This window comes from Methylobacterium sp. UNC378MF (assembly GCF_900103195.1).
Lineage (GTDB): Bacteria > Pseudomonadota > Alphaproteobacteria > Rhizobiales > Beijerinckiaceae > Methylobacterium.
On record NZ_FMWU01000044.1, the window covers coordinates 1 to 24,065 of the forward strand.

Genomic DNA, 24,065 nt, shown 5'->3' on the forward strand with positions numbered 1-24,065 from the left:
TCGAATGGGGTGGTGTCCCGGGCGGACGCGTCTTGTCGCGCAGCAGACCCTCGACGCCCGCCTCGGCGTAGCGCCGCTGCCAGCGCCACACGGCCGGACGGCTGACGCCCGCTCGCCGGGCGACGTCCTGGACACTCAGGCGCTCGGCCGAGAGCAAGACGATGCGGGCGCGCTGGATATGTTTGAGCGGGCGAGAGCGGTCGCTGGCGATCGCAGCCAGCCGTGCCGCGTCGCTCGCATCGAGAAGAACGCATACCGTCTGAGCCATGGCCCAGACTCGCACGCCTCACCGCCTGCGTGAATCCTCCGTCCGCGTCACTGCACTAGCGACGTGGTTCGCGGTCGGGACGGTACGCTGCCCGTCTGACCATCTGCCACGGCGGCGGGGCGAACCGGATGTCGTGCTCGACGCTTTCTGCGATGCCGGCATACCGGACACGATCGTCGAGACCGCGCGAGAGGGTCTACGGCGGATGAGACAAGTTCTATGTCCCTTCGTGTCCCTCCTTACCCCGTTGCTGGCCGGCGAGACCGCGCGGCTCATCAACGACCCCCTCCCCTCAGAGGTCATTTTCGGCGGGGCTCCAACCTGGGCTTACGACATGTTTGTCCGCGAGGGGCGACAGGCGATGAAGGCGTTTCTCTGCCGGGACAATGAGACCGCCCACTGGATACGTGAGCATGCCCCTCCCTCAGAGCGCATTAACTTGCTCGGCAACATCCTCTTCGCAGTGGAAGGGGGACTGCTCCAATCTCGGTTGAACTGGGAGACCGGATTGAGCTTGCGCGGGATGGCTGAGCACGAGTCGCAGGGAGTGCGATGCCCGGATGGAGCAGCGCTCATCGAGATGATGCGCGCGGAGCTGCCGCTCCTGAACGAGATCCGAGCTGGCATCGCTTCGGCGGCCTGATTGTCGATCATTCAGTGATCGGGCGTTCACTTCAGGGCTGCCCGATCGCTTCCATTTTTGCAATTAATTGCATAACCTATGCCTCAGCTCTAGGCGTGCGGATATCGAAGCTTGTCGGGCACCGGCACGGCGACGGCACTCACGGCCGCTGGGGGTCCATCTCACGGATCAGGCAGAGACAATATGACGACGGCTCCCCCCAAGCGGGAGATCGTGTGACTGGACAGGGAGCGGTCGTCATTGACCCATCTCTGACGTTCGGAGCGTCTGCTTCCGGGGCAGTGATGTCCGAGCAAACCGACATCTGACGATCACCGCGGCCGCCACAAAGGCCACCGCGCCCTGCAGCCAAGCAGTAAGCTTTGCTTTGTGAGTGCCGCTCGCCATGTAGCGGCCCATGATCCGACTGATCCCCAGCCTGCCTGCCCTCTATGTCGCCGCACGGGTGGTGTGGCCGAGCCCATGGCCGCTCGCGGTCAAGCTTGGCCTGATTGTCCTCCTGCTCGTCGCATCCCAGTATCACCTGTGGAGCCGCCTCTCCTCCGGATCGGTCTTCGCGCCGGAATTCCCTCGCCCGGTGGTGATCCTGTTCAACTTGGCGTTCGGTGCGCTCGCACTGGCGGCACCGATACTTCTCGTCCTCGATGCCGCGGCGCTGATTTGCTGGGTCCTGCCCGGGAGCGGATGGGCGATCCCCATGGCTTGGCGTTACGCAGCGGTCCTCGCGGCTGTGATGCTGGCGGCGGTGGCTGTGTCCCAGGCCGTGCGCGTGCCGCCGCTGAAGGATGTCACGGTGGCGATACCGAACCTGCCCCTCGGCTTCGACGGCTACACGCTCCTGCATCTCTCCGACTTGCACATCAGCCGCCTGTTCCCGACGGAGTGGGCGCAGGCCGTGGTCGCACGCGCCAATGACCTCGGGAGCGACCTGATCGTGGTGACGGGCGACTTCATCGACGGTTCGCTCGCGGCCCGACGGGCCGCCGTCGAGCCGCTGGGCGCCTTGACGGCGCGGGACGGCATCTGGGCCGTCCCGGGCAACCACGAGTACTTCTTCGATTACGACGCCTGGATGCGCCACCTCGCCGGGCTTGGGATCCGCGTGCTGGCCAACGCCCACACGGTCCTCAGGCGCGACGGCGGCGCGCTCGTGGTAGCGGGCGTAACCGACCGCTCGGCGCCCGCCACGGGCCATCCGGGGCCCGATCTCGCCGCCGCGCTGGCGGACGCGCCCGCAGATGTGCCGGTCGTGCTGCTGGATCACCAGCCGGCGAACGCCGCGCGGGCGGCCGCGCACGGGGTGAAATTGCAACTGTCGGGGCACACCCACGGCGGTATGATCCGCGGACTGGACCGGCTGGTGGCACGGGGCAACGCCGGGTTCGTCTCCGGGGCGTACCGGGTCGGCGGCATGCTGCTCTACGTCAGCAATGGTACCGCGCTGTGGCCGGGCTTCGCGCTTCGGCTCGGCCGACCGTCGGAGTTGACGCGGATCACCCTGCGGACCTCGTCGTAGCACCGCTTTTGCCGTTCGGCCGCGCATCGCAAGCGTTCCCATCGCGCTAGGATGGCGAGGCGTCGGGATGAAGCGATCATGACCACGGATCGACCGGATGGCGCGGAACCGCGCCGCGTCCTCGTTCTGGGTGCGACCGGCACAATCGGTCGGGCAACCGTGCGGGCGCTGGTGTCACGCGGTCACGAGGTCGTCTGCCTCGTCAGGCGCCCCGCCGACACCGCTGTCTGCCTAGGTGCAACTGGCCCTTCTCGAGTCCCCGCCGGCGCCACCGAGCGGATCGTGGATTTGACCAATTCGTTGTCGGTGGCGCGCGACGGCCTCCGCGGCGAACCGTTCGACGTCCTGGTGTCCTGCCTCGCGTCGCGCACGGGATTGCCCGACGACACCTGGGCGATCGACTACGATGCGCAGGTGAGCGCCCTGCACGCGAGCCGGGCGGCCGGCGTGACGCATGTCGTGCTTCTGTCGGCGATCTGCGTCCAGAAGCCGATCCTCGCCTTTCAGCACGCCAAGCTTGCCTTCGAGGCAGCGCTGATCGCATCGGGGCTCGACTACACGATCGTGCGGCCGACGGCCTTCTTCAAATCGCTTTCGGGACAGATCGATCGCCTGAAACGCGGCAAGCCGTTCCTGGTTTTTGGCGATGGGACGCTGACGGCCTGTAAGCCCATCAGTGATGACGACTTGGGCCGCTATCTCGCGGACTGCCTCGACCACGAGGAGCGGCGCAATCGCGTGCTGCCGATTGGCGGACCGGGCGAAGCGATCACGCCGAAGGCGCAGGGCGAGCGGCTTTTCGCCCTTCTGGGGCGCGAACCGCGCTTCAGGCACGTTCCGGTTGTGCTGCTGGATGTGATCGTCACCATTCTGGCGACGATCGGACGATGGGTGCCGGCCCTGGCTGCCAAGGCCGAAGTCGCGCGGATCGGTCGCTACTACGCGACCGAGTCCATGCTCGTGCTGGATCCAGCGACCGGGCGATACGATGCGCAAGCCACCCCTTCGACGGGCTCGGAGACGCTGTTCGACTATTACGCTCGCGTGATCCGTGGCGATGCGACCGCTGAGCGTGGCGACCACGCCGTGTTCTGACGATGCTCAGATCCGAATGACACCAGCTGACGGAGCGACCTTCCGATTAGGGTCGATACCGGACGGTCAGCCCTTCGGAATTGAAGGTCCGCAACCAGGCGTCGAGCCGACTTCCACTCATGGCGCACAGCAACTAAGAGGAATGGCCAAGTCTGGTTCCGAAGGTGGCGGTCCGCTCGCAGTTTGGCGGGCAGGGGCATCGGCCCCTCACCTCGAAGGTTTTAGAACGGGAGGAGCCGCCGAAAGCGGGCAATATTCACGAGCGCCACGAGGGACGAGGCCACGTAGGTGAGGGCCGCGGCGCTTAGTACGGTGCGGGCGCCGGGCATGTCGCCTGCGTCGAGGAAGTGACCCGTCTCCAGGATGGGCAGGGCTCGGCGGAAGCTCGCGTCGAGTTCGACGGGCAGTGTCAGGACGTGGAACACGAGGCGAACGCCGAGAAGTGCGATGCCGACACCGACCTGTAGAGCGAGCAGCACCGGCGAATGGACGAAGGCGAGCACCACGGGCGCAGTCATCATCACCACGGCCGCGGCAAACTCGAAGCCTTGCACGACCGGGGCGAACCTCACCCGCGCCGCGAAAAGCCGGTCCCCCGCCGCGTGCTGGAGCGCATGGGAGACCTCGTGCGCCGCGACCGCGACCGCCGTGATCGAGCGGCCGTCATGGTTCTCCGGCGACAGCCGCACGACGTTCGCGACCGGGTCGTAGTGGTCGGCGGGTGCGATCTCGACGGGAACGTGCTCCAACCCCGCTAAGTCGAGCAGATGGCGGGCGAGTTCACCTCCGGTCCCAGGCAGATCCGGCCGCTCGGTCGCGTGTTGCCGCATCGCCCGGCGCACCCACCAGTGGGGGCCGAACACGAGGCCGAGCAGGAGGGCGCCGAGCGTTAGGAGGATGGGCACGTCAGATATGTAGCCGTGCCACCGTATCCGTGAAAGCGCGGTGCATGCTTCCGCCTCCGGCACGTCTCGCGCTACCCGCCGACGTCGGGGCCGAGCAACCGGGGAGCGGGCTGATCGCGGGCGGGGTGAGATGTTGATGGCTCCACAGACGGAGCTCCATCATGCACTCGACGAACGAGACCACCCGCCGCCCCTGGAACCTGGGCCGCCTCATCGGGCCCAAGCCGCCGTTCAAGCCCAAGCACATCTGGGCGATCCGTACCCGCCTACAGCACGAAGGTCGTACCCGCGATCTCGCCCTGTTTAACACGGCCATCGACAGCAAGCTGCGGGGCTGCGACCTCGTCGGCTTGCGCGTGGCCGACGTCCACCTAGGCGACGGCATTTGCCTGCGCACCACAGTCATCCAGCAAAAGACCGGCCGGCCCGTCCCCTTTGAGCTGACCGAGACGACCCGAGAGGCGCTGGCCGCGTGGCTGAAGCTGCGGGGGCTACGGGCAAGTGACTGTCTGTTCCCCAGCCGCAGCCGTCCCGGCGAACATCTGACGACGCGACAGTACGGGCGGCTCGTCGACGAGTGGGTGACGCTGATCGGCCTCGACCCAGCGGGCTACGGCACGCACAGCCTGCGCCGGACGAAGGTCGCGCTGATCTACCGGCGCACCGGCAACCTGCGCGCCTGCCAGCTGCTGCTCGGGCACACGAAGCTAGAGAGCACGGTGCGTTACCTCGGCATCGAGGCGGACGACGCGCTGGTGATGTCGGAGCAGACCGATATCTGAAGCTCACCGCGGCGGCCCCTCCGGGCCGTCGCCCCCAAGCCCCCACAGTCCGAGAAGGGTGGACAGCAGACTTTGGCTGCGCGCCCCGAAAACGAATTTTCGGCTTCGCGTCACACCGGATGTTCGCTTGTGGTCGACACTAAAGGGCTGATCGCTCAGGAACGAAACGGCATCACGGCTTCTTATTGAGGGCGCGCAACTCGGAGATGAAGGTCACAGGGAACTTGGAGCCAGCGCCGCTCGGCACTTTCAGCCCGATTGCCTCAGCGACCTCACCTGCGAAGGCGGAGCAGTTCTTCCCCCCGTTCGCGAACAGTTGGTACTTGGGATCGTTCTTAAGCCAAGCCTCCATCACGCTAAGCGCGGCCTTGTGACCCGCCTCGTCGGTCGGCACGTTGAGTTCGACAGTCCAGATTACGTCCGGAAGTTTATATTTGATATCGCCGACTACCTTCGTGAAGACCGCTTTTACCTCCTCGAACACAGCATCCGACTTAGGATAGTACCCAAAGATCCTCTCGTAGACCCGCAGCCCATTGTCCAACTCTACGCCGACGGCGACGTAGCTGTGCCCCGGCTTACTTGAGCTCCCTTCCGTGTTTCTCGCCAAAAATGAGACAAAAGGCCGCTTCGACTTGCTATTAGTATAATCGTCATAGAGATCAGCCCTTGCATTCTGGCAACAGAAAGCAAATGCTAGGCCGATAAACAGCCGCCTATGGTGGATTATCTTGTCGATATGGTGCAGCATAACATTTGTTCCAATCAAAATGGATTCAACTTCTTTAGGCCGTTGCCAATTCCTTGCAGTCCTTTCTCCACCGCGTGTCCGACATCTTGCCCAGCTTTCTCGGCCGTATGTCCTATATCCTGCCCAGCTTTCTCGGCCGTATGTCCTATATCCTGCCCAGCTTTCTCGGCCGTGTGTCCTATATCTTGCCCGGCTTTCTCGGCCGTGTGTCCGACATTCTGGACAAAGCGCTCTGTGCCTTTAACCAAGACGTTCGGCACCGACTGATCCCCGCCAAAAGGTTTGGTTAGAAACTGGTTAGCGACCGAGTTCTCCCCGCCAAGCACCTGTCCGGGGTTGTGGAAAACTGAGTTCGCGCCGCCGAATATCTGCCCTGGCTCGTTCACGACCGAATGGGGGCCGCCCGACAGCTTTCCGAGGTTCCCAAGCGCGACCACGATATCGTTGTTGGCTCCAGGGCCATGCAAAAGATCGTTGAACGCGGTGGTATAAAACTTCACAATTGTATTGTTGGGCCCAAAGCAGCTGCCGCCGCTGAGGCATTGCGTCAGCTCCTTAAGTGTTAAGCGGCCCGCCGTGCATCCCGCGAAGCCTACAGGGTTCCCGCCAGTCTGAACCGCGCACTCCGCTGCAATGCGCCATTCCTCGTTCATCAACGGGCCAGCGGCGCAAAGCGCGAATGACGTCGGCCCCTGGCTGGCCACCGCGCATGAGGCGTAGCGGGCGATCTCGGGCGGAAACACGGCTGAAGCCGCGCATCCGGCAAGCCCTTTTGTATCCGATCCGGCCTTTGCCGCGCATGCAAGCGTGGCTCGGGTTTTCGCGTCTTTGATCAAAAAGTCGCTGCAGTTTGCCACCAGGGATCCGGCATCCCTGCCGCCTTGAGCGCAGGCGACAACCTGGGCAGCGGCTTTGTACTCGGGACGAATTTCAAGAAGGCAGGACGCGATCTTATCCCTGTCCCCAACGGCGCATGCTGCAATCTTCGCTTCGTCGCCCTTTACGCTCTTGGCGAAGCAAGCGGCGACCTGGGCTGCGTCCTTCCCCGCAGTTGTCGCACACTGCAGCTCCTGCATCTTGTTATCGGCGTCTGGATCGAGTTTGCCGAGGCAGCGCAGAGTGTCGGTCGACCGACCGCCGGCGACGCTGAGGCAACGTCCGAGCTCCTGGTATCTGTCGTCCATGCCCGTCGTCAGGCAATCGACTTTGCCGCCTGCAGCGGTTACTTGCTCGACACACGCTCCTACCGCTTGAACTTTGTCCCAGGGCTGCACCTTGGCGCAATCCTGAACGGCGGCCAGATTACCACCTTTACTGGCGATACACTGGATTGCCTGAGATGCTCCGGACATCTGAGGCGGTGCGGTTTTGGCTAAACAGGTTGCTTGCTCCGCTTCACTTGCCACCAAGGCGCAATTTAGAATTGGCGCAAGCGCAGGAGGCGTCATCTTCTGAGCGACGCATTTTTCAAAGCCATCTTGCGCATTGATCGATTGGCAGTTCTGTATAAGCACTCGATTGGGCGTTTCGAGAATGTTGCTAAGATCGACCGCCAGCTTTTCGTCGAATTTCTCTTCACCTCCCAAAGCCGCGGCCACGACTTGTCGTGCGTTCAAGGTATCAGGGATAACCGGGCAGTCGGCAGGTACATCATGTGCCAGATCCCGATCTTTATCGAGTTTGAGGAAGCAAAGCGTAAGTATCCTGGGCGTAACCCACCAACCTGAGCATGCGTACATACCGTTGATGGTGTCACTGCCGCCCCTGTAACACGCGACGACTTTGGCTGCGGGCTCGATTGGATCATCTGCTGCTTGACTGGATGCCGAGGTGACCAAGGCGAAAAGGACTAGAATGCTGCGCACAAGTGTCATCGTTCGCCTCCGGTGAGCTAATCAAGCTAAGCGGCATGACGCTGAGTACAAACTTGCCACCGGTAGAAATTCGATGCCTTGCGACCTGCTGTCAATCCTGGCTGCTACCGCAATCCTGGCTGGTGTCACGGCGTGTCCTCGATGTTCGCGCGAATGCCGCCGCTCCGCTTCCGGTCGCTCTGATCTGTTCCAAGCAAATCGGCCTGCTAACAAGCGGACCTTCTGAAGGACTGAGTTGGGTCGACACCGGACAGGCGGTCACCTGAAACTGAAAGTCCGCTACCGGGCGTTCAGTCGATGCCCGCTGATGGCGCGCTGCGGACAGGGACACAAGCCGCGAGCTTTGTAGCAATGCATCAATTGCACGGCGAGGCTTACGCTCGCCTTCGAGAGCATGCGTTAATCGTGGCGAGCACTCACCTGATCGATGATGGCCATCAGGGCTCGCTCTTGATCAATGAGCTGCCTACCCCTGCGCTTGCCACCATGAGCCAAGATCATCCGCTCATATAGATCGTGCTGCTCAGGGGTCAGATACAGGAGCACACAGCGCGACTTAGATGACACGACTGCGCCACGAAGAATTTGGCTTAGCTTCTGTGCGCTGGCCGTCTCTGCCGTCGCCAACAGATCGTCAGCGTTCTCGGTGTTGATGACCGGTGCCAGCACCTTCAGCTTCGTCCACCCAATCGCCCGCAAGCGCGCGGCGTCCCGCATGTACGGCTGGAACCGCTCGCGCACCTCCAAAAGGTAGAAGGCTCGTCGGCGGCTGATCTTGGCTTGGCTGATGATGTCCTCAAACGCCTTGGAATGCGTCTCCTTGGCGATCGCCAGCGCACCAGCCAGTTCGAAGAAGTCCGGCCCCCGCCGAGCCGCCATTTTGCTGATCTTTTCAACTTGAAAGGCGATGTTACCCGCCTCCGGCGACGTACCATCGCCGCTCTGATCTCGCTTGGCCTCACCGCGCGGGCGTTTGGCGGATCGTTCCTTCGCTGCCATCTCTACTCCACTCAACCCACGTTGACCGATGGCTTCCGCGCAGGTCGTGATGAGGGGTACCATCGCGGATATCTACTCGCTTGAAGAAGCGAGGAGCGCAGCTTCGTCAATTGCCTTTCGCTGGCATCGGCAACCTTAGGCCGATCTTCTCGTAGCGCTCAACGCCACGGTCAATCCACACAGCGGCCTGCTCAAGGCAGCGCTCATAATGCACGCGCGCAATATAAGGCCCGTGCACAAGCCGCATTATTTGCAATAATTGCCGATTTCTCACCCAGAAATCAAACAAAGATTTGTCTGATGACGTATATTGATCGACGATATTACAGACAGGAAAAACATAAAACCAACCAAAATCTCGAGTTAGAAATGTCTCACCGATCGATTTCCTGGAACGCCCTTTCCCGCAGCCTCTACAACAGCCGCCCGGTTATCGCTGCTGGTACCCTATCTGCGAAAGCGCGGATTGCTGGCTTTGTCCGGATCAACCGCCGACATCTCGTCGTCGCGGATCAGTACGATCGTTCTGCCATCATGGCAGCCGCCGCCTTTGCTGCGAGAGGTCATCGGGAGCGGTTTGGCTGTTCATGGGCTGAGGCACTGTCTCTCTGCCTGAGGGCCGCTTGGAATGCCGCCAAAGTCACCCGCGCATTATCTGCTCAGTGATCCCTCGACACGAAGAGAGCAGTACTCTTTTGCCCGCGAGTTGAGCGTCTTCAACAGGTCGCTGCACAACCGTTTCCAATACTTAGAAACCTTTGGCTAACGGCGGCACGGGCGACCTCAAAGGGAATTACCAGCAGGCTTACAATTCCCTCAGGGCACCTACTTAGGAGCGCTTAAGGCCTACATAGACGTTCCAATAGTCGGCTCGGCGCCAGCACACCCCATATGTCAATCGCGGCAAATGCCATATGCGGCTACTTGCAATTAATTGCACAGTCGAGTTCTCTAGCAGGCCCGAAGTGGGTAGCAACGACTGCCACAATTCAAACTTGGCAGTGGCTTTGCACCTCCGCTCAGCCTGTGAAGAGCGAGGGCTGCCCGCGCGTGCCGCCTATGAGCGTCGCCACGGCCGATTTCCAGCCGTTCGCTGAGGCAAATAGTGAGACCACGTCTACTGCCCGTCCGTTGGCTCCTACGACCTCCGGCCAGTTCTTCTCGTAACGCTTTACGCTGCCTCCTATCAGGGCAGCGACCGATTCCAGGTAGTGATCTCCCGCCGCAGGATCACCGAGCCGGTTTGCCGAGTTCCATCCGCTGCTCAGCCACACCTTTCCGCTGCTATCACCGAGACGGTGGGCCAGGCGCTCGCGCAACGCGTACGGGGTGGGGAGCGGCGCGCGGGCTACCGTGCAGCGGCCGCCCTGGTGCTCGCCGTCAGTTTCGGAGCCGGAGCGGGCTGGTTCCTCGCGGACCGTTCCGCCGAGGCGCGCGTCGCACGCGTGGCCGAGAATGTGCGGATCGCCTTCCGTGAGGGGCCCGAGACGGCGCAGGCCTGGCGGGACCTGATGGCCTGGAACGACCTCAAAGCGGCACTCGCGATCTGCGCGGTGCCAGGCGAGGTGCTGATGCAGGGAGGTCGGCGCGCCTGCCGCGTTCCGCTCTGGGTGGCGCGCCCACCGACGGCCCAACCCTAAAACCGGATGATCCCGCGCGGCCTGATCATCAGCCGCGCGGGCTTCCCGAAGGAACCCCAAGCTTCGACACTGGGCATCCTCGGCATCGACAGGCAAGCCCAACAAAACGCAGCAAACCGAAGATGTTGCATGATGTTCTCTCACACCTGTGTAGCCGCCGTGAAGGCAGCTTGGACCCTCTTCGCGATGCATGTGATCGTGCCCTACCAGCACGCAATCTGAGCTCAGCATTCCGAGCCGCGTCCGCGACATCAATGATTAACAGATGGTAGCTAACGTACCTCCGCTCCTGAGGGCGTCATTCAACGCATGTCCGCGCGAGACGCAGAGAACGACACCCGCCGGTTGATCGATCTAGCGGGAGGCGAACCGGCCGCGATCGAAGCATATGGTGGTTTCGTTGTGATCGTTACGGCAGTCGAGAATACGAGCGTCTCTCCGCAACGGCTGCGAAACGATGAGCCAGGGCGATACTTCCAAACAGCGAAGGGACGAGGGCGTGAAGGAGGTGAATGAACCGGTGGTCAGCATCCGGAGGGCGGCTTAGCATGGCCAGCCATTCCGAGCTTGCGAACCTAATCTGGCAGATTGCTGACCTGCTACGCGGACCCTATCGGCCACCGCAGTACGAGCGGGTGATGCTACCGCTCGTCGTGCTGCGCCGATTCGATTGCGTGCTGGCGGATACCAAGCCCCAGGTGCTGGCGGAGTTCGAGCGTCGCAAAGGCGGTAAATTGGAGGACGATGCGCTTGACCGCATGCTGAACAAGGCCTCTGGCCACCGCTTCCATAACCGCTCGCCGCTCGATTTCGAGAAGCTGAAGGGGGACCCTGACAACATCCACAGCCATCTGACAAGCTACATTAACGGCTTTTCCGCGAACGTGCGCCGCATCTTCGATTACTTCGAGTTTGGCACCGAGATCGAGCGGATGAGCGAGGCTAACATCCTTTATCTCGTCATCAAGGAGTTCTGCGAAGTCGATCTACACCCACGCAAGGTTCTGAACGAACAGATGGGCCTCGTCTTCGAGAACCTGATCCGTCGCTTTAACGAGCTTGCGAACGAGACGGCCGGCGATCACTTCACGCCGCGCGAGGTCATCACGTTGATGATCGATCTGCTGTTCCTGGATGCGGACGGCCTGCTCAGCAAGCCAGGCGTCGCGATGCGAATGCTCGACCCAGCTTGCGGTACGGGCGGAATGCTCGCAGGCGCGCAACGTTACATGCGCGAGCATCACAGCGAAGCGAAACTCTACGTTTATGGACAAGACTACAACAAGCGCGCTTTCGCCACGGCCGCTTCCGACATGCTCATGAAGGAGGTGGACCACAACGGCGGCGGCGAGAACGTTCAATTCGGCGACAGTTTTCTGGACGACCGGTTTGAAAACCAGAGGTTCGACTATTTCATCGCCAATCCGCCGTTCGGAGTAGACTGGAAGAGGCAGCAGAAGGAAATTGTTCGCCGGCATGAAAAGGCTCCCAAGGATAGCCCTTGGAGCGCGGGCCTGCCGCGCGTGAACGATGGCTCGCTGCTTTTCCTTCAGCACATGATCTCAAAGTTCGAGGACGTGAACTCGAAGGCGCAGAAACATGGTTCGCGCGCGGCCATCGTGTTCTCGGGCTCGCCCCTGTTCACCGGCGGCGCGGGCGGCGGCGAGAGCGAAATCCGTCGCTGGATCATCGAGCGCGACATGCTGGAAGCCATCGTCGCCCTGCCGGAGCAGATGTTCTACAACACCGGCATCGGCACCTATATCTGGATCGTCACCAACCGAAAGGCCAAGGAGCGCAAGAGCACAATCCAGCTTGTCGATGCGCGCGAAACGTGGATTCCTATGGATCGGAGCCAAGGCGACAAGCGCCGCAAGATTGGTGAAGGCAAAGCGCCTGATGGGGAAAAGCGGAAGGACGAGCCCGACCAGATCGCCGATATCGTCCGGCTCTATGGCCGGTTCGCGGCGAACGAGAAATCCAAGCTCTTCGACAATGCGGACTTCGGCTACACCCGCGTCACCATCGAGCGGCCCCTGAAGCTGCGCTACCAGATGAGCGTGGAGGACAAGGCGCGCTTCCTCGATGTCGCGCCGCATCTGCTGGCCGATATTCAGGCCATCGACAAGGCGCTTGGCCGTGAGCCGCATCTCGATTGGAACGCCGTCTGGGCCAGCATCGAAAAGCTCTTGAAAAAGGCGGGCTCGCGCTGGAAGGCGCCGGAGGAAAAGCTGTTCCGCACGGTCTTCACCGTGAAGGACGCGAAGGGCGCGGCTGTGAAGAAAGGCTCGGGATTCGAGGCCGATGCCGACTTGCGCGATTTCGAGAACGTGCCGCTGAAGGAGGATATCGACGCCTATTTCAAGCGCGAGGTGCTGCCCCATGTGCCGGATGCCTGGATGGACCGGACCAAGGACAAGGTCGGCTACGAAATCAACTTCAACCGCCACTTTTACAAGTTCACCCCGCCGCGCAATCTGGCCGAGATCGATGCGGACCTGAAAAAGGCGGAAGACGAAATCCTCCGGCTACTGCGGGAGGTAACGGAATGAGCGATTGGCCCAAGAAGCGACTACGTTTCCTACTCAACAAGGCAATCTTAGCCGCAGGCCGTCGCCTTATGGAAGAGGCAGGTGACGTCACTTTTTTGCCTATGGAAGCGATCGGAGAACAGGGTGAACTCGATACTTCCCGTGTAATAAATTTCGACGAGGCTTCGGCTGGCTATACCCTTTTCTTTGATGGGGATGTCGTGGTTGCGAAGATCACGCCCTGCTTTGAGAATGGAAAAGGGGCGCTGATAAATTCCACAGCGACCGGTATGGGCTTGGGCACGACGGAATTGTATGTTCTCCGGCCCGGCGCGAGCCTTGACGGAAAATTCCTTTACTACATCACCGTTGATCCAGCGTTCCGCATTCTCGGCGAAACGCAAATGATAGGTGCCGCAGGGCAGAAGCGAGTCCCTGAAGATTTTCTTCGAAATTACATCGTTGCGGTCCCACCTATCTCCGAACAAAGGCAAGTTAGCCGATATCTAGACACGGAGATTGGCATCATCGACACGTTGATCTCCACGAAGGTTGCGTGGCTCGATCTTCTGGCCGAGAAGCGGCGGGCGATTGTCGCCGAGGCGGTCATGCGCGGGCTCAACCCCGCCGCCCCCATGCGCCCCACCGGCATCGACTGGCTCGGTGACATCCCCGCGCATTGGGAGATTGAACGCTCGCGCTGGCTATTCACGGAACGCGACCAGCGCTCCGAAACGGGCGAAGAGGAAATGCTGACGGTCTCCCATTTGACCGGTGTCACCCCACGGTCTGAGAAGGACGTGAACATGTTCGAGGCCGAGAGCACGGCAGGGTACAAGCTGTGCTTCGCCGGCGACCTCGCAATCAACACTCTTTGGGCCTGGATGGGAGCCATGGGCACGGCCCGTGTCGATGGCATCGTGAGCCCAGCCTACAACGTCTACACTCCAGGCACACGCCTGCTGCCAGACTACGTCGATGCGCTGGTTCGCATTCCCGTCTTCGCGCAGGAAGTGACACGCTACTCCAAGGGGGTCTGGTCGTCGCGGCTGCGGCTTTATCCAGAAGGGTTCTTCGAAACGTGGTGGCCCGTGCCGCCACTTGTCGAACAACACGAGATCGTTCGCCACATCGCCTCCGAAACGGCCAAGATCGACCGATTGCGCGCCGCCACCGAGCATTCCATCACGCTCTTGAAGGAGCGCCGCGGCGCGCTGATCGCCGCCGCCGTCACCGGCCAGATCGACATCTCGGAGGCGGCATGAAGATCACGCGGCTATCGCTCGATAATGTGAGGGCTTTTGACGAGGCCGAGTTCAGCTTCAATCCCGGCTTCAATCTGATCATCGGCATCAATGGCGCTGGCAAGAGCACGGCGCTCGACGCGATCCGTTTCTGCGGCTCTCATCTTCTGTCCGCCGTTCAGAGAACGCCGTTCAAACCGTTCGGCTTTGCCATCGATGACATCCATGGTGATGCGCCGTTCGCCGAAGCAAGTCTTCATGTCAGCTTCTATGCAAACACTCACTCAAAGATTATTGGTGATGACGACGACGATGCGTTTGTCCGGTTACGTGAATGGCGGACCCAATTCGCCACCGACAATGTGGAAAATGTTGACCTCTTGCGCCGGAGAATCATCGAGACAACACGTCCAAATAAGCGACTGCGTAGCCAGTTGCGCGACTTACATGAGACAATTACTCCCGCAGATCCAACATATTTCTATCCATCAAAGGAATACTTTATCAATCAAGCGAGGAATGAATTCAGCGCGCCGTTGATGATCCACTATTCCACCGCCCGGTCGATCATGAATGAGCAGGCGGAACGGAAATCAGCCGCCGGCACCAGCCAGCTTGCCTATGTGAACGCGCTCCAATCGAATGCCCTCAGCCTTCGCCAGTTCGCCGACTGGATGCGCGCCCAAATCGTACTTGCGTCCGAGCGACCCGCTTCGCGACATCTCGTCGATGGGATCAGCGCTGCGCTTGAACGCTTTCTGCCGGGTTATTCGAACTTGCGGCCATCAAACAAAAGCAAATCAAGGGTCGAAATCGACATCAACGGAACAACCCTTGATGTGCGTCAGCTGTCCGACGGCGAGCGCAGTGTCTTGGCGCTCATCCTCGATATTGCAAAGCGTCTCGCGCAGGCCAATCCACGGCTGTCAGATCCTCTGACCAGCGCTGAGGCAGTCATCCTCATCGATGAGATTGACCTCCATCTTCATCCGCAGTGGCAGCGGAAGATCGTCGGCAACCTCGAAAAGACATTTCCGAGTTGCCAGTTCATCGCCTCCACCCATTCGCCGCAAGTGATTGGCGAAGTGCCGCACGAGAAAATTCAGATGATCAAGGACGGCAAGGTCTATTTGCCCTCGCGCTCCTTCGGAGTCGACTCGAGCCGGGTACTGGAGGAGGTGATGGACACGAAGGCGCGCAACGCGGGCGTCGAGGACGCCATCGGCAAAATCGCCAAGCTTATCGGCGACGGTAAAGCCGACGAAGCCAAGGAAGCAATCAAGACTCTGTCCGACGAGATCGGAGAGGATGACCCCGAGATCACCCGCGCCAGAACCCTTCTCGACTTCATGGAGGGGGACGCGTGAGGATGATCATCAAGGGAGCCGAGCCGAACAGTCTCGCGCAACACCGGGCACAAGCGCACAGCGACTACGACAACTACGCGCAGAAAGACGATCTGCGCGGGGCGCTCGTCGGCGAGCAACGGGGGTTGTGCTGCTATTGCACCGGGCGCATTCGGGCAGTGTCAACCGCGATGAAGATCGAACATTGGCAATGCCAGGCGACCTATCCTCAGCAGCAACTTGCCTACGGCAATCTGCTCGGTGCTTGTCTCGGTGGTGACGGGAAATCTCAAAACGAACAGCACTGTGACACGAAGAAGGCCAGCCGCGACCTTAAGTGGAATCCGGCGAACGCAGCCCACGTTATCGAAAGCCGACTGCGTTATCTTGCCGACGGGACAGTTGTAGGCATCGATGATGATTTCAATGCGCAAATCAATGACATTTTAGGTTTGAATCTGAGTTATCTGAAGAACAATCGAAAGGCAGTTTTGGATACCGTGCTAGGCTGGTGGCGTTCGACACCAAATGCGCGCCAACGCGTTCAGCAGCAAATTAATCATCGCACGAACGCGGCGGAGCACCAGCCATTCAGCCCGGTTGCGGTCTGGTTCCTTCGGCAGAAACTGGGAGGCGCAGCCGCATGAACCACGCCCGGCATTCGGAAGGCACTTTCGAGACCGTCATTGAAGCCACCATGCTGGCCAATGGCGCCGTGGCGGAACCTGCGGCGGGGTTCGACCGCGAACGAGCAATCTTTCCTGAGACCATGCTGGCCTTCATCCGCTCCACCCAGCCCAAGGAATGGAAGTCGCTGGAAGCGTTGCATGGCGAAAAGACCGGCGCGCAGATCCTGACTGACCTCACCAAATGGATGGACCGGGAAGGCTCGCTCGCCACCCTGCGCCACGGCTTCAAATGCTATGGCAAGACCTTGCGCGTGGCCTTCTTTAAAGCGGCCCACGGGCTCAACCCCGAGCTCGAAGCGCGCTACGCGGCCAACCGCGTCGGCGTTACCCGGCAGCTGCATTTCTCCAAGACGTCGGAGAAGTCGCTGGACGTGGCGCTCAGCGTCAACGGGATTCCGGTCGCCTCGGTCGAACTCAAAAACCCGATGACCGGGCAGACGGTCGAGCATGCCTTGCGGCAATACCGCAATGATCGCGACCCACGCGAACCGATCTTCGAGTTCAAACGGCGAATGCTGGTCCACTTCGCGGCCGACACCGACACCGTGTTCATGACCACACGGCTGGCGGGACAGGCCACGCACTTTCTCCCCTTCAACAAGGGGAACAATGGCGGCGCGGGCAATGCGCCCGATCCAAAGGGGCGCAGCTATCGCACGGCCTATCTTTGGGAAGAGGTGCTGCAGCGTGACAGCCTGCTCGATCTGCTGGCACGTTTCATCCATCTACAAATCGAGGAGAAACGCGACGATCATGGTCGGAAGGTTAAAAAGGAGACGATGATCTTCCCGCGCTACCACCAGCTCGAAGCGGTTCGCTCGCTAGTGGATCAGGCGCAGCGCGAGGGCGTGGGCAACAACTACCTGATCGAGCATTCTGCCGGTAGCGGCAAGAGCAACACCATCGGCTGGCTTACGCACCGGCTGGCATCCTTGCATGACGACAAGAATGCACGCGTGTTCGACAGCGTGATTGTGATCACCGATCGCGTGGTGCTGGACAAGCAGTTGCAGGACACGATCTACCAGTTCGAGCACAAGCATGGCGTAGTGCAGAAGATCGACGAGAGCTCGCGCCAGCTGGCCGAAGCGCTCGACAGCGCCGTGCCGATCATCATCACCACCTTGCAGAAGTTCCCCTTCGTCTCGCGCCAGCTCGCCAAGATGGCCGAGGAGCGCGGTCAAGCCGATAGCGGCATCCTGAAGGCGCGTCGCTGCGCCGTGATCATCGACGAGGCGCATAGCTCGCAGGGCGGCGAAACCGCGACCGATCTCAAGGAAGTCCTCGGCGGCCAGGGCCTTCGCGAGGAGGCCGCGAGTTTCATGGCAGAGAACGACGAGGCAGACGTCGAGGAGCTCTACCGCTCGATGGCAAAGCGGGGACGGCAGACGAACCTAAGCTTTTTCGCCTTCACCGCGACGCCTAAGCATAAGACGCTTAAGGTGTTCGGCCGCGATGACAAGCCCGCCCATCGCTACACAATGCGGCAGGCGATCGAGGAAGGCTTTATTCTCGACGTGCTGAAGACCTACACGACCTACGCTACTTACTTCCGGCTCCTGAAGGCGAGCGAGGACGACCCCAATGTCGAGCGCAAGAAGGCGGCGCGCGCGCTGGCGCGCTTCCTCAAGCTGCATCCACACAACATCGCCCAGAAAACCGAAGTTATGGTCGAGCATTTCCACGCTGCCACCCAGCACAAGATCGGCGGCCGGGCCAAGGCAATGGTGATTACAGGCTCACGCCTCGAAGCGGTGCGCTACAAGCAGAGCTTCGACCGCTACATCAAGGAGAAGGAGTATGCCATCAAGTCGCTCGTGGCATTCTCCGGAGTCGTTACGGACGACAAGATGAAGGACGTAACCTACACCGAGGAGGGCATGAATCTCGGCGTCCGTGAAAGGGAGCTGCCAGAGATCTTCGCCACGCAGGAATATCAGGTGCTGCTTGTCGCGGAAAAATATCAGACAGGCTTCGATCAACCCCTGCTTCACACGATGTATGTCGATCGGCGGCTTGCGGGCATCCAGGCGGTGCAGACGTTATCGCGACTGAACCGCATTCATCCGTTGAAGGAGGACACCTTTGTCCTCGATTTCGTCAACGAGCGTGCTGAAATCCGTGGGGCATTCAAGACCTACTACGAGGGCGCAGAGGTTGGCGAGGACGTCGACCCGGCGCGAATGTATGAGATCCAGGGCGAACTAGACGCTTACGGCATCTATCTGACGACCGATGTTGAACGCTTTAGCACCGTCTATTTCAAGCCGCGTCAACGCCAGAGTCCGACCGATCATCAGTTGATGAATGCGGCGCTTGATCCGTGCGTTGCCCGTTTCAAGGAGCTTCAGCAGCAGGAGCCTGACGAGGCCGAGCTGTGGCGCGGCAAGCTGACGGCCTTTGGCAGCCTCTACGGCTTCCTTAGCCAGATTATCCCTTATCAGGACACCGATCTCGAACGTCTCCACGTTTTCTTGCGCCACCTCGCGACCAAACTTCCGAAGCGGGGCGCCGGGCCGGCTTACCAGTTCGACGACGAGCTGCGGCTAGAATACTATCGCCTTCAAAAGATCAGCGAAGGCTCCATCAGCCTCAGCGACGGTCAGGCCAACCGGCTCGATGGTCCTTCTGAGGTTGGAACCGGTGCGCTGCACGAGGAAGCGGTTCGGCTGTCGCGGCTCATCGATGTCGTCAACGACCGATTTGGCACTGACTTCAATCAAGCCGATCAGCTGTTCTTAGATCAGATTGTGGAAGCAGCGATCTCCGACCCGGGGCTGAAACAGGCCGCGGCCGTCAATCCCGGCGACAAGTTCGAACTGGTCTTCAAAAACATTCTTGAGGCGTTGTTTATCGAAAGAATGGATCAGAACGAGGAAATTTTCGCGCGATTTATGAACGACAAATCATTTCAAAAAATCATTACGGGTTGGCTTTCATCGGAAGCTTATCGCAAACTGCGTTTACCTCTTCCGGGGCGGCAGTTAACTGACGAAGCGATTATTGGCGATCCTTGACTAACAGCCCAAAGGAGCAGGCCCAGGTTCATCGCAACCGTGCGCGCAATTTTCAGGGACGCGTACCAGTTCGGCATTTGTGAAGCGTCTATAATGAACTCGACCGCGGGAACGGACCGGACTGGAAGCGTTTCGGGGTATCGGTCTAGGAGCATGGAGACCACATCAAGAGATGTCCATCGCCACGGCGTTGCTGTCGATGTCGAGCAGAGCATCCGGGATGGCCAGACCACCCATTCGCGTCGAATCGGAACACGCCGTACGATCCGACGGTGCCGTTCCCGATTCCGCTGGACCACGTGTGATATAGTACCGCGTTCTTGTGAACTGGCATAGGATGGCCAAGAAGTTACACCTCTTTCCAAGAGAGAAGCATGTCGACGAGGGTATTCGCCGCCGCCTGTATCGCCGCGCTGCTTCTCCCAGCGGCGGCCGAGAAGGACCCCGATCCCGTTACGGCCGCGGACTACAAGGAGGCTACCACGGACCGCGACTTTGCCCGTAAGACCATCGACCTCACAAACTCCATTCTTGGCTCCGCGTCCAAGTACAAGTTGACGCCGTCATGGGAGAGGAGCCGCATCGGGCCGGACGAAAAGAGTCTCGTCAAGGTGTATCTGATCCGTCCGACCAAACCGGCCTTCGTCCTCCAGGTGCCGTTCAAGTCCTGCAATTGCATATTCTTGCAAGTGGGTGCGTATCGGAGCAATATTTTTAGCTACTCCGAGAAGCTTCCGCAAATGTCAAAGCTGGACGAACGATACATTTTGGCATTTATGCTCCTGCACGAAATAGGGCATATAAATCAGAACGATGCAGGTCACATCGATCAGGCAAAGGGCGACTTTAACTACGATGACAATGAGCTGAAACAAAAGGAACTTGCCGCAGATAAGTTTGCCGCTCAGACCCTTCTGAAATCCGCGGATGATAAGGAAAGCACGTCGGGATTTTCGAATTCGATGTATGTGCAGATGGATATTTCAAAGGCGTCACTCAACTTACAGGCAGTCAGGTCGCTTGAGAATTTCGGCGGTACGGCGCTCTGTTCGACGTATCTGTTCGCCGATCGAGGTGCAAGTCACCCAAATTTCGAGCTTCGGATACTGACCGTGAATGATATTCTCGTACATAGCCCCGAAACATCCGAGCTTTTGCGGGCCTTCGAAAGATGTCGAACCGACAAGCCGAGCAAAGTAATTTATCGATCCGAGTAGCCTTAATAATTGTATTTCTATAAGTTATTACTTTCTTTTGATAAATAGTTTCCGGAAGCGAGTCCGCACTGTTGCGAATTTGACACTCAGGATTGCAAACGTAGGCCTATCGCGCAACCGCGATTGCGAATCGCGCATGACTTGTGAACGTTGCGCTGGAACAACAGCAGGTTCGATACTCGTACTGCCGAATTTATTGCGCGGAAACTTCAATGTCGAATATCTGCCTAAGGTTCGCAGCAGCGATTGTGGTCTCGGCGATGCTGATCTCGTCGGCGGATGCCGAAAAGCTGATCACCTGCCCAACAGGCAAGATCCGCGGCTGCGCCATCATAACAGATCCGCTTGGTCAACCAGCAGAGTCCGTGCTGTGCCCGATTAGCCATTGTCGCGTGCGTGTAAAAAACGTCGATGGCCAGAAAGTGTGCAAGTTCACATGCCCAGATTACATCATCGAACCCCGATAATTTGGGCAGACGGCCGACATGGCATTCAAGGGCATATTGACTTCAACATTCATCTTTAGTCTCCTCGGCGCCTGCGGCACCTACGTTCCCCAAATCCAGGAACCGTGGGAGACCAAGGGAAAACTGTCCGACTTCAGCGCCGGCGGCGAGCTCGAGTATAAGATCAAGAAGAAGATCTACTGCAGCATCGTCGATGCGGTCCTTGCAAGTCGCTCCGAGGGCATCCTGCCGCCCGGTTGGGCGGTCCAGCTGAGCCTGAGTCTGCAGGTCGACGAGACGGGAGCTCTGAATCCCGGGGTGTCCTTGATAGATCCGTTGCCAGCTTCCCAGTCCTTCACGCTCGGCCTGGGCGCCACCTTATCGTCCCAGAGCACCCGGGAAGACAAGTTCGGAGCCTATTGGGAGCTCGATCGACTCAAGAGCAGAACCGGAAACCCGTGCGACGCGGAAGGTGCTCAGGCCTCGGGGAGCTCGCTACTGCTGGTAAGCGAACTCGGTATCACCGAGTGGTTGATAGATGGCCTCAATTCCAGAAACTACCTCCCCTCGTCCAGCGGGAAGAAATCCGACTCGTTCTACAAGCAGGACTTTCTATCCTATCGGATCAAATTCGTCGTCATATCGGGCGGCAGCATCACCCCAACCTGGAAGCTGACGAAGATAGCGACCGGCAACGGTGGGCTGCCGCTGGCAAGTGCGAACCGTACGCGGACCCACGACCTCCTTCTGACCTTTGGTCCCACCTTTAAAGCAGGATCGCCGAATCTTGCGCTCAGTTCGCACCAGGCGCAGGATTTCGGCATTGCGGTCTCGAATGGGTTCCGAAACACATCTCCGTACTTCGTATTCCCCTGATGCTCGACACGACGCACTGAACGACACGGGCATCGCGCTCGCCCCTCCAGCTGCTTCAAGCCTAAGCTGGTGTGAATTACCTTCGACGGCTCACCGCTCCCAAATACAGCTCAATACGTTAAAATTTGAGCTGAAATCTGGTTGGAGATGGGATCAACAACTGCGCCGATCGCGACCCCACCTCTATGTCGCTTCAAAGATCCATCAAAGAGCGAGCTTTGATCTTGCTGGGGTTATGCGTCGAAGCCGATACACATTCCGAGCAAGCCAGCTTCTGACCAAGCTCTCGCCGGCCTCTTCTTAACGCTTTGGCGGGCCTATTTGTTGATCGTTGAGAAGGGTCGTGAGTTGACCCTGGCATGGTCAAGCTGGTTGAATTTTGCTCGGAGCCGTCAGCCCCGGTTCGGGAGCCGCGCCGATGGAGAACCTGCCGACCGGAATGCCCCATCCACAGCCTCCTAGCGTCAACCGTTGACCATCTTACATGGTGCTGAAATGGTCAGCTGGTGTCACTGGGGCACGGCACACCTGATCCCAAAGGCCAGGGAACAAATCTCGGCAGACCAATGACTTAGGCTGATTTTGGACACATAGTCCCTCCGTCTCCGCCATTCGCCTTAAGGCGCTCGCAATCGGAATTTTGCATATATCGTAGGGGTTAGGACGCCACGCTCTCCCCTACAGATTGCCCTACATCGAAGCGTCAGTTCCCCCAAGTGAAGCGGAACCGTCGGTCGGGTAACTGGACCTACTTCCGCCGTTTCCACTTGAGCACGCAGGCGTTCACCGGCAGAACTTTTTTCGAGCGGTCGTCACCCCTGCAACAAACAACCTCACCGCAGACCTTGAGCGGCCAAGCACACAGCAAAAATATGAATTAAAGACGCTCTACTCGGTGCCTGAACTGCTCCAGCATGGAATGCCTGTCCGTATCTGTTCCAAATCGCTGGCTGCCGCTTTCTGCTACACGCAGTGCTTCCACCAATGTTTCTCGGTGCTGATTAGCCGAATTCCCTTTCGCGGCCACGTTAAGCGCAACCAGAGCATGATAAGACACAAACGGTTTTTCTTCCTTCACCCGCTTGGCGAGCCAGTCCAGCATCTCGTAATCGGTCTTGACCTGCAACGATGCGATTGCTTGAAGTCGTTTGCCCGGCGAAGGCGAGTTCGCCAGATCGTACCTAAGAGGATATGCTGCCAAGCCGATTGTCCGCATCTTAGCGACTACAATCTCCATCTTTCGCGTCCGGTCTGGACCGGAGGGCTGTGATGCGCGAAGGCTCTGATATTCCTCAGCGAGATCATCTATCTGGGCTCTCAGGATGTCGGTGTTGCTGCCGACGATCTGCTTAACCTCGTTTGCTCGTTCTACTTGATTTTCAGTCGGTGACTTATTGCTGCCAGGATTGTCCTTGGCCTCCTGAGCAGACTGGATTAACTCAGCTTGAATCTTCGCCTTTACGCCGAACGCATCAAATTCTGTAACCCGACCCACAATACGTCCGATCTCCGGGCGAAACCAAGACATTATAATGAGCAGGGCCGCTGGCCAAATAACGACGCTTAGCAAACCTGTAAAATCTTTGATGCTCTCGGGAGTGAAGAAACTGCCTACAATGGCAATTAAAAGCGGGATCGCGATTAACAGCCAGGATGCTTCTTGGCGGCTTTTAGGTCGTTTCTCTCCTGCCACTCTGCTCGCTCCGGCTGTCAACCTATGATGCGACCACATCGAGTAAATCGAGGCTCACTCACACGCAACCAAGATTTCATGTTCGGGCCGGACCGCTGAGCAGTCACTACACCAGACCTTTCAGGGGCACGGCTATCCCATACAAACTTCCAGTTATCGTCCCCTGAACCCTGGGAACACAGCGAGATAATCCTTTGATTTAATTGAGGAAATTGTTTCCGGCGAAGCATCCCTCCGCTCGGCCACTCCCGGTCCGCTTGCGCTGAGGCACAAAGCTGATACACATTTTAGCGACGCACGCGCGCTAAGTGCTTGATCCGATTGAGGCGGCAGGGGTAGGTTAGAACTTCCCCTCAGCTCCACCAGGCTTTCCTGGTGACAAGTCAGCATCCTGGCGCCGCGGCGATATCGCTGTCGCAGCCAGGACTTAGCAGGAGCCCGCGACGATCTTCGCGACCTGCACCGCCCGTTCGACCACCGATCTCAAGCGCCGTGTTCGCCCCTGACCGCGCCTGCCATGGCGGCGACCGCAT

General features: G+C 59.5%; 20 protein-coding genes. 14 read left to right on the forward strand and 6 right to left on the reverse strand.

Annotation, left to right across the window (positions count from 1 at the left end):
* Positions 1–268: helix-turn-helix domain-containing protein (locus tag BLT59_RS28490; RefSeq protein ID WP_139174141.1), on the reverse strand; the 268-nt coding region annotated here is incomplete at its 3' end.
* Between the two features lie 133 nt (positions 269–401).
* On the opposite strand from BLT59_RS28490, the gene BLT59_RS28495 reads away from it, so the two are divergent.
* From BLT59_RS28495 to BLT59_RS28505, 3 genes are all read left to right on the forward strand, one after another.
* Positions 402–911: a hypothetical protein gene (locus tag BLT59_RS28495; protein ID WP_091789072.1), complete on the forward strand. Its 510-nt coding sequence runs from the start codon at positions 402–404 to the stop codon at positions 909–911.
* A 397-nt stretch (positions 912–1,308) separates the two neighbouring features.
* Positions 1,309–2,427, forward strand: a complete 1,119-nt coding sequence (locus BLT59_RS28500; RefSeq protein WP_091789076.1) for a metallophosphoesterase — start codon at positions 1,309–1,311, stop codon at positions 2,425–2,427.
* Between the two features lie 78 nt (positions 2,428–2,505).
* Positions 2,506–3,522 (forward strand): NAD(P)H-binding protein, encoded by a 1,017-nt coding sequence (locus tag BLT59_RS28505; RefSeq protein WP_091789080.1) that lies wholly within the window; start codon positions 2,506–2,508, stop codon positions 3,520–3,522.
* A 221-nt stretch (positions 3,523–3,743) separates the two neighbouring features.
* Here the strand turns inward: BLT59_RS28505 and BLT59_RS28510 are convergent, their stop codons facing one another.
* Positions 3,744–4,427, reverse strand: a complete 684-nt coding sequence (locus tag BLT59_RS28510; protein WP_091789083.1) for a zinc metallopeptidase — start codon at positions 4,425–4,427, stop codon at positions 3,744–3,746.
* A gap of 161 nt (positions 4,428–4,588) precedes the next feature.
* On the opposite strand from BLT59_RS28510, the gene BLT59_RS28515 reads away from it, so the two are divergent.
* A complete protein-coding gene (locus BLT59_RS28515; protein ID WP_091789086.1) occupies positions 4,589–5,209 on the forward strand; it encodes a tyrosine-type recombinase/integrase in 621 nt (206 codons plus the stop codon).
* 172 nt (positions 5,210–5,381) lie between these two features.
* Here BLT59_RS28515 and BLT59_RS28520 read toward each other — a convergent pair whose 3' ends face one another.
* From BLT59_RS28520 to BLT59_RS28530, 3 genes are all read right to left on the reverse strand, one after another.
* Entirely contained in the window at positions 5,382–5,960 is a 579-nt protein-coding gene (locus BLT59_RS28520) for a hypothetical protein (RefSeq protein ID WP_091789089.1), read from the reverse strand.
* A 14-nt stretch (positions 5,961–5,974) separates the two neighbouring features.
* Complete coding sequence (locus BLT59_RS30930) at positions 5,975–7,834, reverse strand: hypothetical protein (RefSeq protein WP_139174142.1); 1,860 nt, start codon at positions 7,832–7,834, stop codon at positions 5,975–5,977.
* 399 nt (positions 7,835–8,233) lie between these two features.
* Positions 8,234–8,896, reverse strand: coding sequence for a hypothetical protein (locus BLT59_RS28530; RefSeq protein WP_139174143.1), 663 nt, complete (start codon positions 8,894–8,896; stop codon positions 8,234–8,236).
* Between the two features lie 237 nt (positions 8,897–9,133).
* Here BLT59_RS28530 and BLT59_RS28535 point away from each other — a divergent pair, with 237 nt between their 5' ends.
* The 10 genes from BLT59_RS28535 to BLT59_RS28575 all read left to right on the forward strand — a co-directional run bounded on the left by BLT59_RS28535 (position 9,134) and on the right by BLT59_RS28575 (position 21,839).
* On the forward strand, positions 9,134–9,499 hold the full coding sequence (locus BLT59_RS28535) for a hypothetical protein (protein WP_244514194.1): 366 nt from the start codon (positions 9,134–9,136) through the stop codon (positions 9,497–9,499).
* Between the two features lie 632 nt (positions 9,500–10,131).
* Positions 10,132–10,473 carry a hypothetical protein gene (locus tag BLT59_RS28540; RefSeq protein WP_139174144.1) on the forward strand — a complete coding sequence of 114 codons (342 nt, stop codon included), beginning with the start codon at positions 10,132–10,134 and terminating at the stop codon, positions 10,471–10,473.
* 548 nt (positions 10,474–11,021) lie between these two features.
* Positions 11,022–13,025: a type I restriction-modification system subunit M gene (locus BLT59_RS28545; RefSeq protein WP_091789104.1), complete on the forward strand. Its 2,004-nt coding sequence runs from the start codon at positions 11,022–11,024 to the stop codon at positions 13,023–13,025.
* Positions 13,022–14,269 (forward strand): restriction endonuclease subunit S, encoded by a 1,248-nt coding sequence (locus BLT59_RS31645; protein WP_210185998.1) that lies wholly within the window; start codon positions 13,022–13,024, stop codon positions 14,267–14,269. Before BLT59_RS28545 ends, BLT59_RS31645 begins: the two co-directional genes overlap by 4 nt.
* Complete coding sequence (locus BLT59_RS28555) at positions 14,266–15,615, forward strand: AAA family ATPase (RefSeq protein WP_091789107.1); 1,350 nt, start codon at positions 14,266–14,268, stop codon at positions 15,613–15,615. Before BLT59_RS31645 ends, BLT59_RS28555 begins: the two co-directional genes overlap by 4 nt.
* 2 nt (positions 15,616–15,617) lie before the next feature.
* Entirely contained in the window at positions 15,618–16,241 is a 624-nt protein-coding gene (locus tag BLT59_RS28560; RefSeq protein WP_091789110.1) for a retron system putative HNH endonuclease, read from the forward strand.
* Complete coding sequence (locus tag BLT59_RS28565; RefSeq protein ID WP_091789113.1) at positions 16,238–19,300, forward strand: type I restriction endonuclease subunit R; 3,063 nt, start codon at positions 16,238–16,240, stop codon at positions 19,298–19,300. Before BLT59_RS28560 ends, BLT59_RS28565 begins: the two co-directional genes overlap by 4 nt.
* Before the next feature lie 374 nt (positions 19,301–19,674).
* Positions 19,675–20,517, forward strand: coding sequence for a M48 family metalloprotease (locus tag BLT59_RS28570; protein WP_091789116.1), 843 nt, complete (start codon positions 19,675–19,677; stop codon positions 20,515–20,517).
* Between the two features lie 212 nt (positions 20,518–20,729).
* Complete coding sequence (locus BLT59_RS30935) at positions 20,730–20,984, forward strand: hypothetical protein (RefSeq protein WP_139174145.1); 255 nt, start codon at positions 20,730–20,732, stop codon at positions 20,982–20,984.
* Between the two features lie 18 nt (positions 20,985–21,002).
* Positions 21,003–21,839 carry a hypothetical protein gene (locus BLT59_RS28575; RefSeq protein WP_091789119.1) on the forward strand — a complete coding sequence of 279 codons (837 nt, stop codon included), beginning with the start codon at positions 21,003–21,005 and terminating at the stop codon, positions 21,837–21,839.
* Positions 21,840–22,716: 877 nt separating this feature from the next.
* Here BLT59_RS28575 and BLT59_RS30940 read toward each other — a convergent pair.
* The gene (locus BLT59_RS30940; protein WP_139174146.1) at positions 22,717–23,532 is read right to left on the reverse strand and encodes a hypothetical protein; all 816 of its coding nucleotides are present in this window, start codon (positions 23,530–23,532) and stop codon (positions 22,717–22,719) included.
* Positions 23,533–24,065: the final 533 nt, after the last annotated feature.

Coding starts and splice junctions, on each gene's coding strand:
- BLT59_RS28555 (WP_091789107.1), top strand. CDS start 14,266: ATGAAGATCACGCGGCTATCGCTCGATAATGTGAGGGCTTTTGACGAG.
- BLT59_RS28570 (WP_091789116.1), top strand. CDS start 19,675: ATGTCGACGAGGGTATTCGCCGCCGCCTGTATCGCCGCGCTGCTTCTC.
- BLT59_RS30930 (WP_139174142.1), bottom strand. CDS start 7,834: ATGACACTTGTGCGCAGCATTCTAGTCCTTTTCGCCTTGGTCACCTCG.
- BLT59_RS28575 (WP_091789119.1), top strand. CDS start 21,003: ATGGCATTCAAGGGCATATTGACTTCAACATTCATCTTTAGTCTCCTC.
- BLT59_RS28545 (WP_091789104.1), top strand. CDS start 11,022: ATGGCCAGCCATTCCGAGCTTGCGAACCTAATCTGGCAGATTGCTGAC.
- BLT59_RS31645 (WP_210185998.1), top strand. CDS start 13,022: ATGAGCGATTGGCCCAAGAAGCGACTACGTTTCCTACTCAACAAGGCA.
- BLT59_RS28565 (WP_091789113.1), top strand. CDS start 16,238: ATGAACCACGCCCGGCATTCGGAAGGCACTTTCGAGACCGTCATTGAA.
- BLT59_RS28500 (WP_091789076.1), top strand. CDS start 1,309: ATGATCCGACTGATCCCCAGCCTGCCTGCCCTCTATGTCGCCGCACGG.
- BLT59_RS30935 (WP_139174145.1), top strand. CDS start 20,730: ATGTCGAATATCTGCCTAAGGTTCGCAGCAGCGATTGTGGTCTCGGCG.
- BLT59_RS28560 (WP_091789110.1), top strand. CDS start 15,618: ATGATCATCAAGGGAGCCGAGCCGAACAGTCTCGCGCAACACCGGGCA.
- BLT59_RS28515 (WP_091789086.1), top strand. CDS start 4,589: ATGCACTCGACGAACGAGACCACCCGCCGCCCCTGGAACCTGGGCCGC.
- BLT59_RS28530 (WP_139174143.1), bottom strand. CDS start 8,896: ATGGTACCCCTCATCACGACCTGCGCGGAAGCCATCGGTCAACGTGGG.
- BLT59_RS28520 (WP_091789089.1), bottom strand. CDS start 5,960: ATGCTGCACCATATCGACAAGATAATCCACCATAGGCGGCTGTTTATC.
- BLT59_RS28505 (WP_091789080.1), top strand. CDS start 2,506: ATGACCACGGATCGACCGGATGGCGCGGAACCGCGCCGCGTCCTCGTT.
- BLT59_RS28535 (WP_244514194.1), top strand. CDS start 9,134: ATGACGTATATTGATCGACGATATTACAGACAGGAAAAACATAAAACC.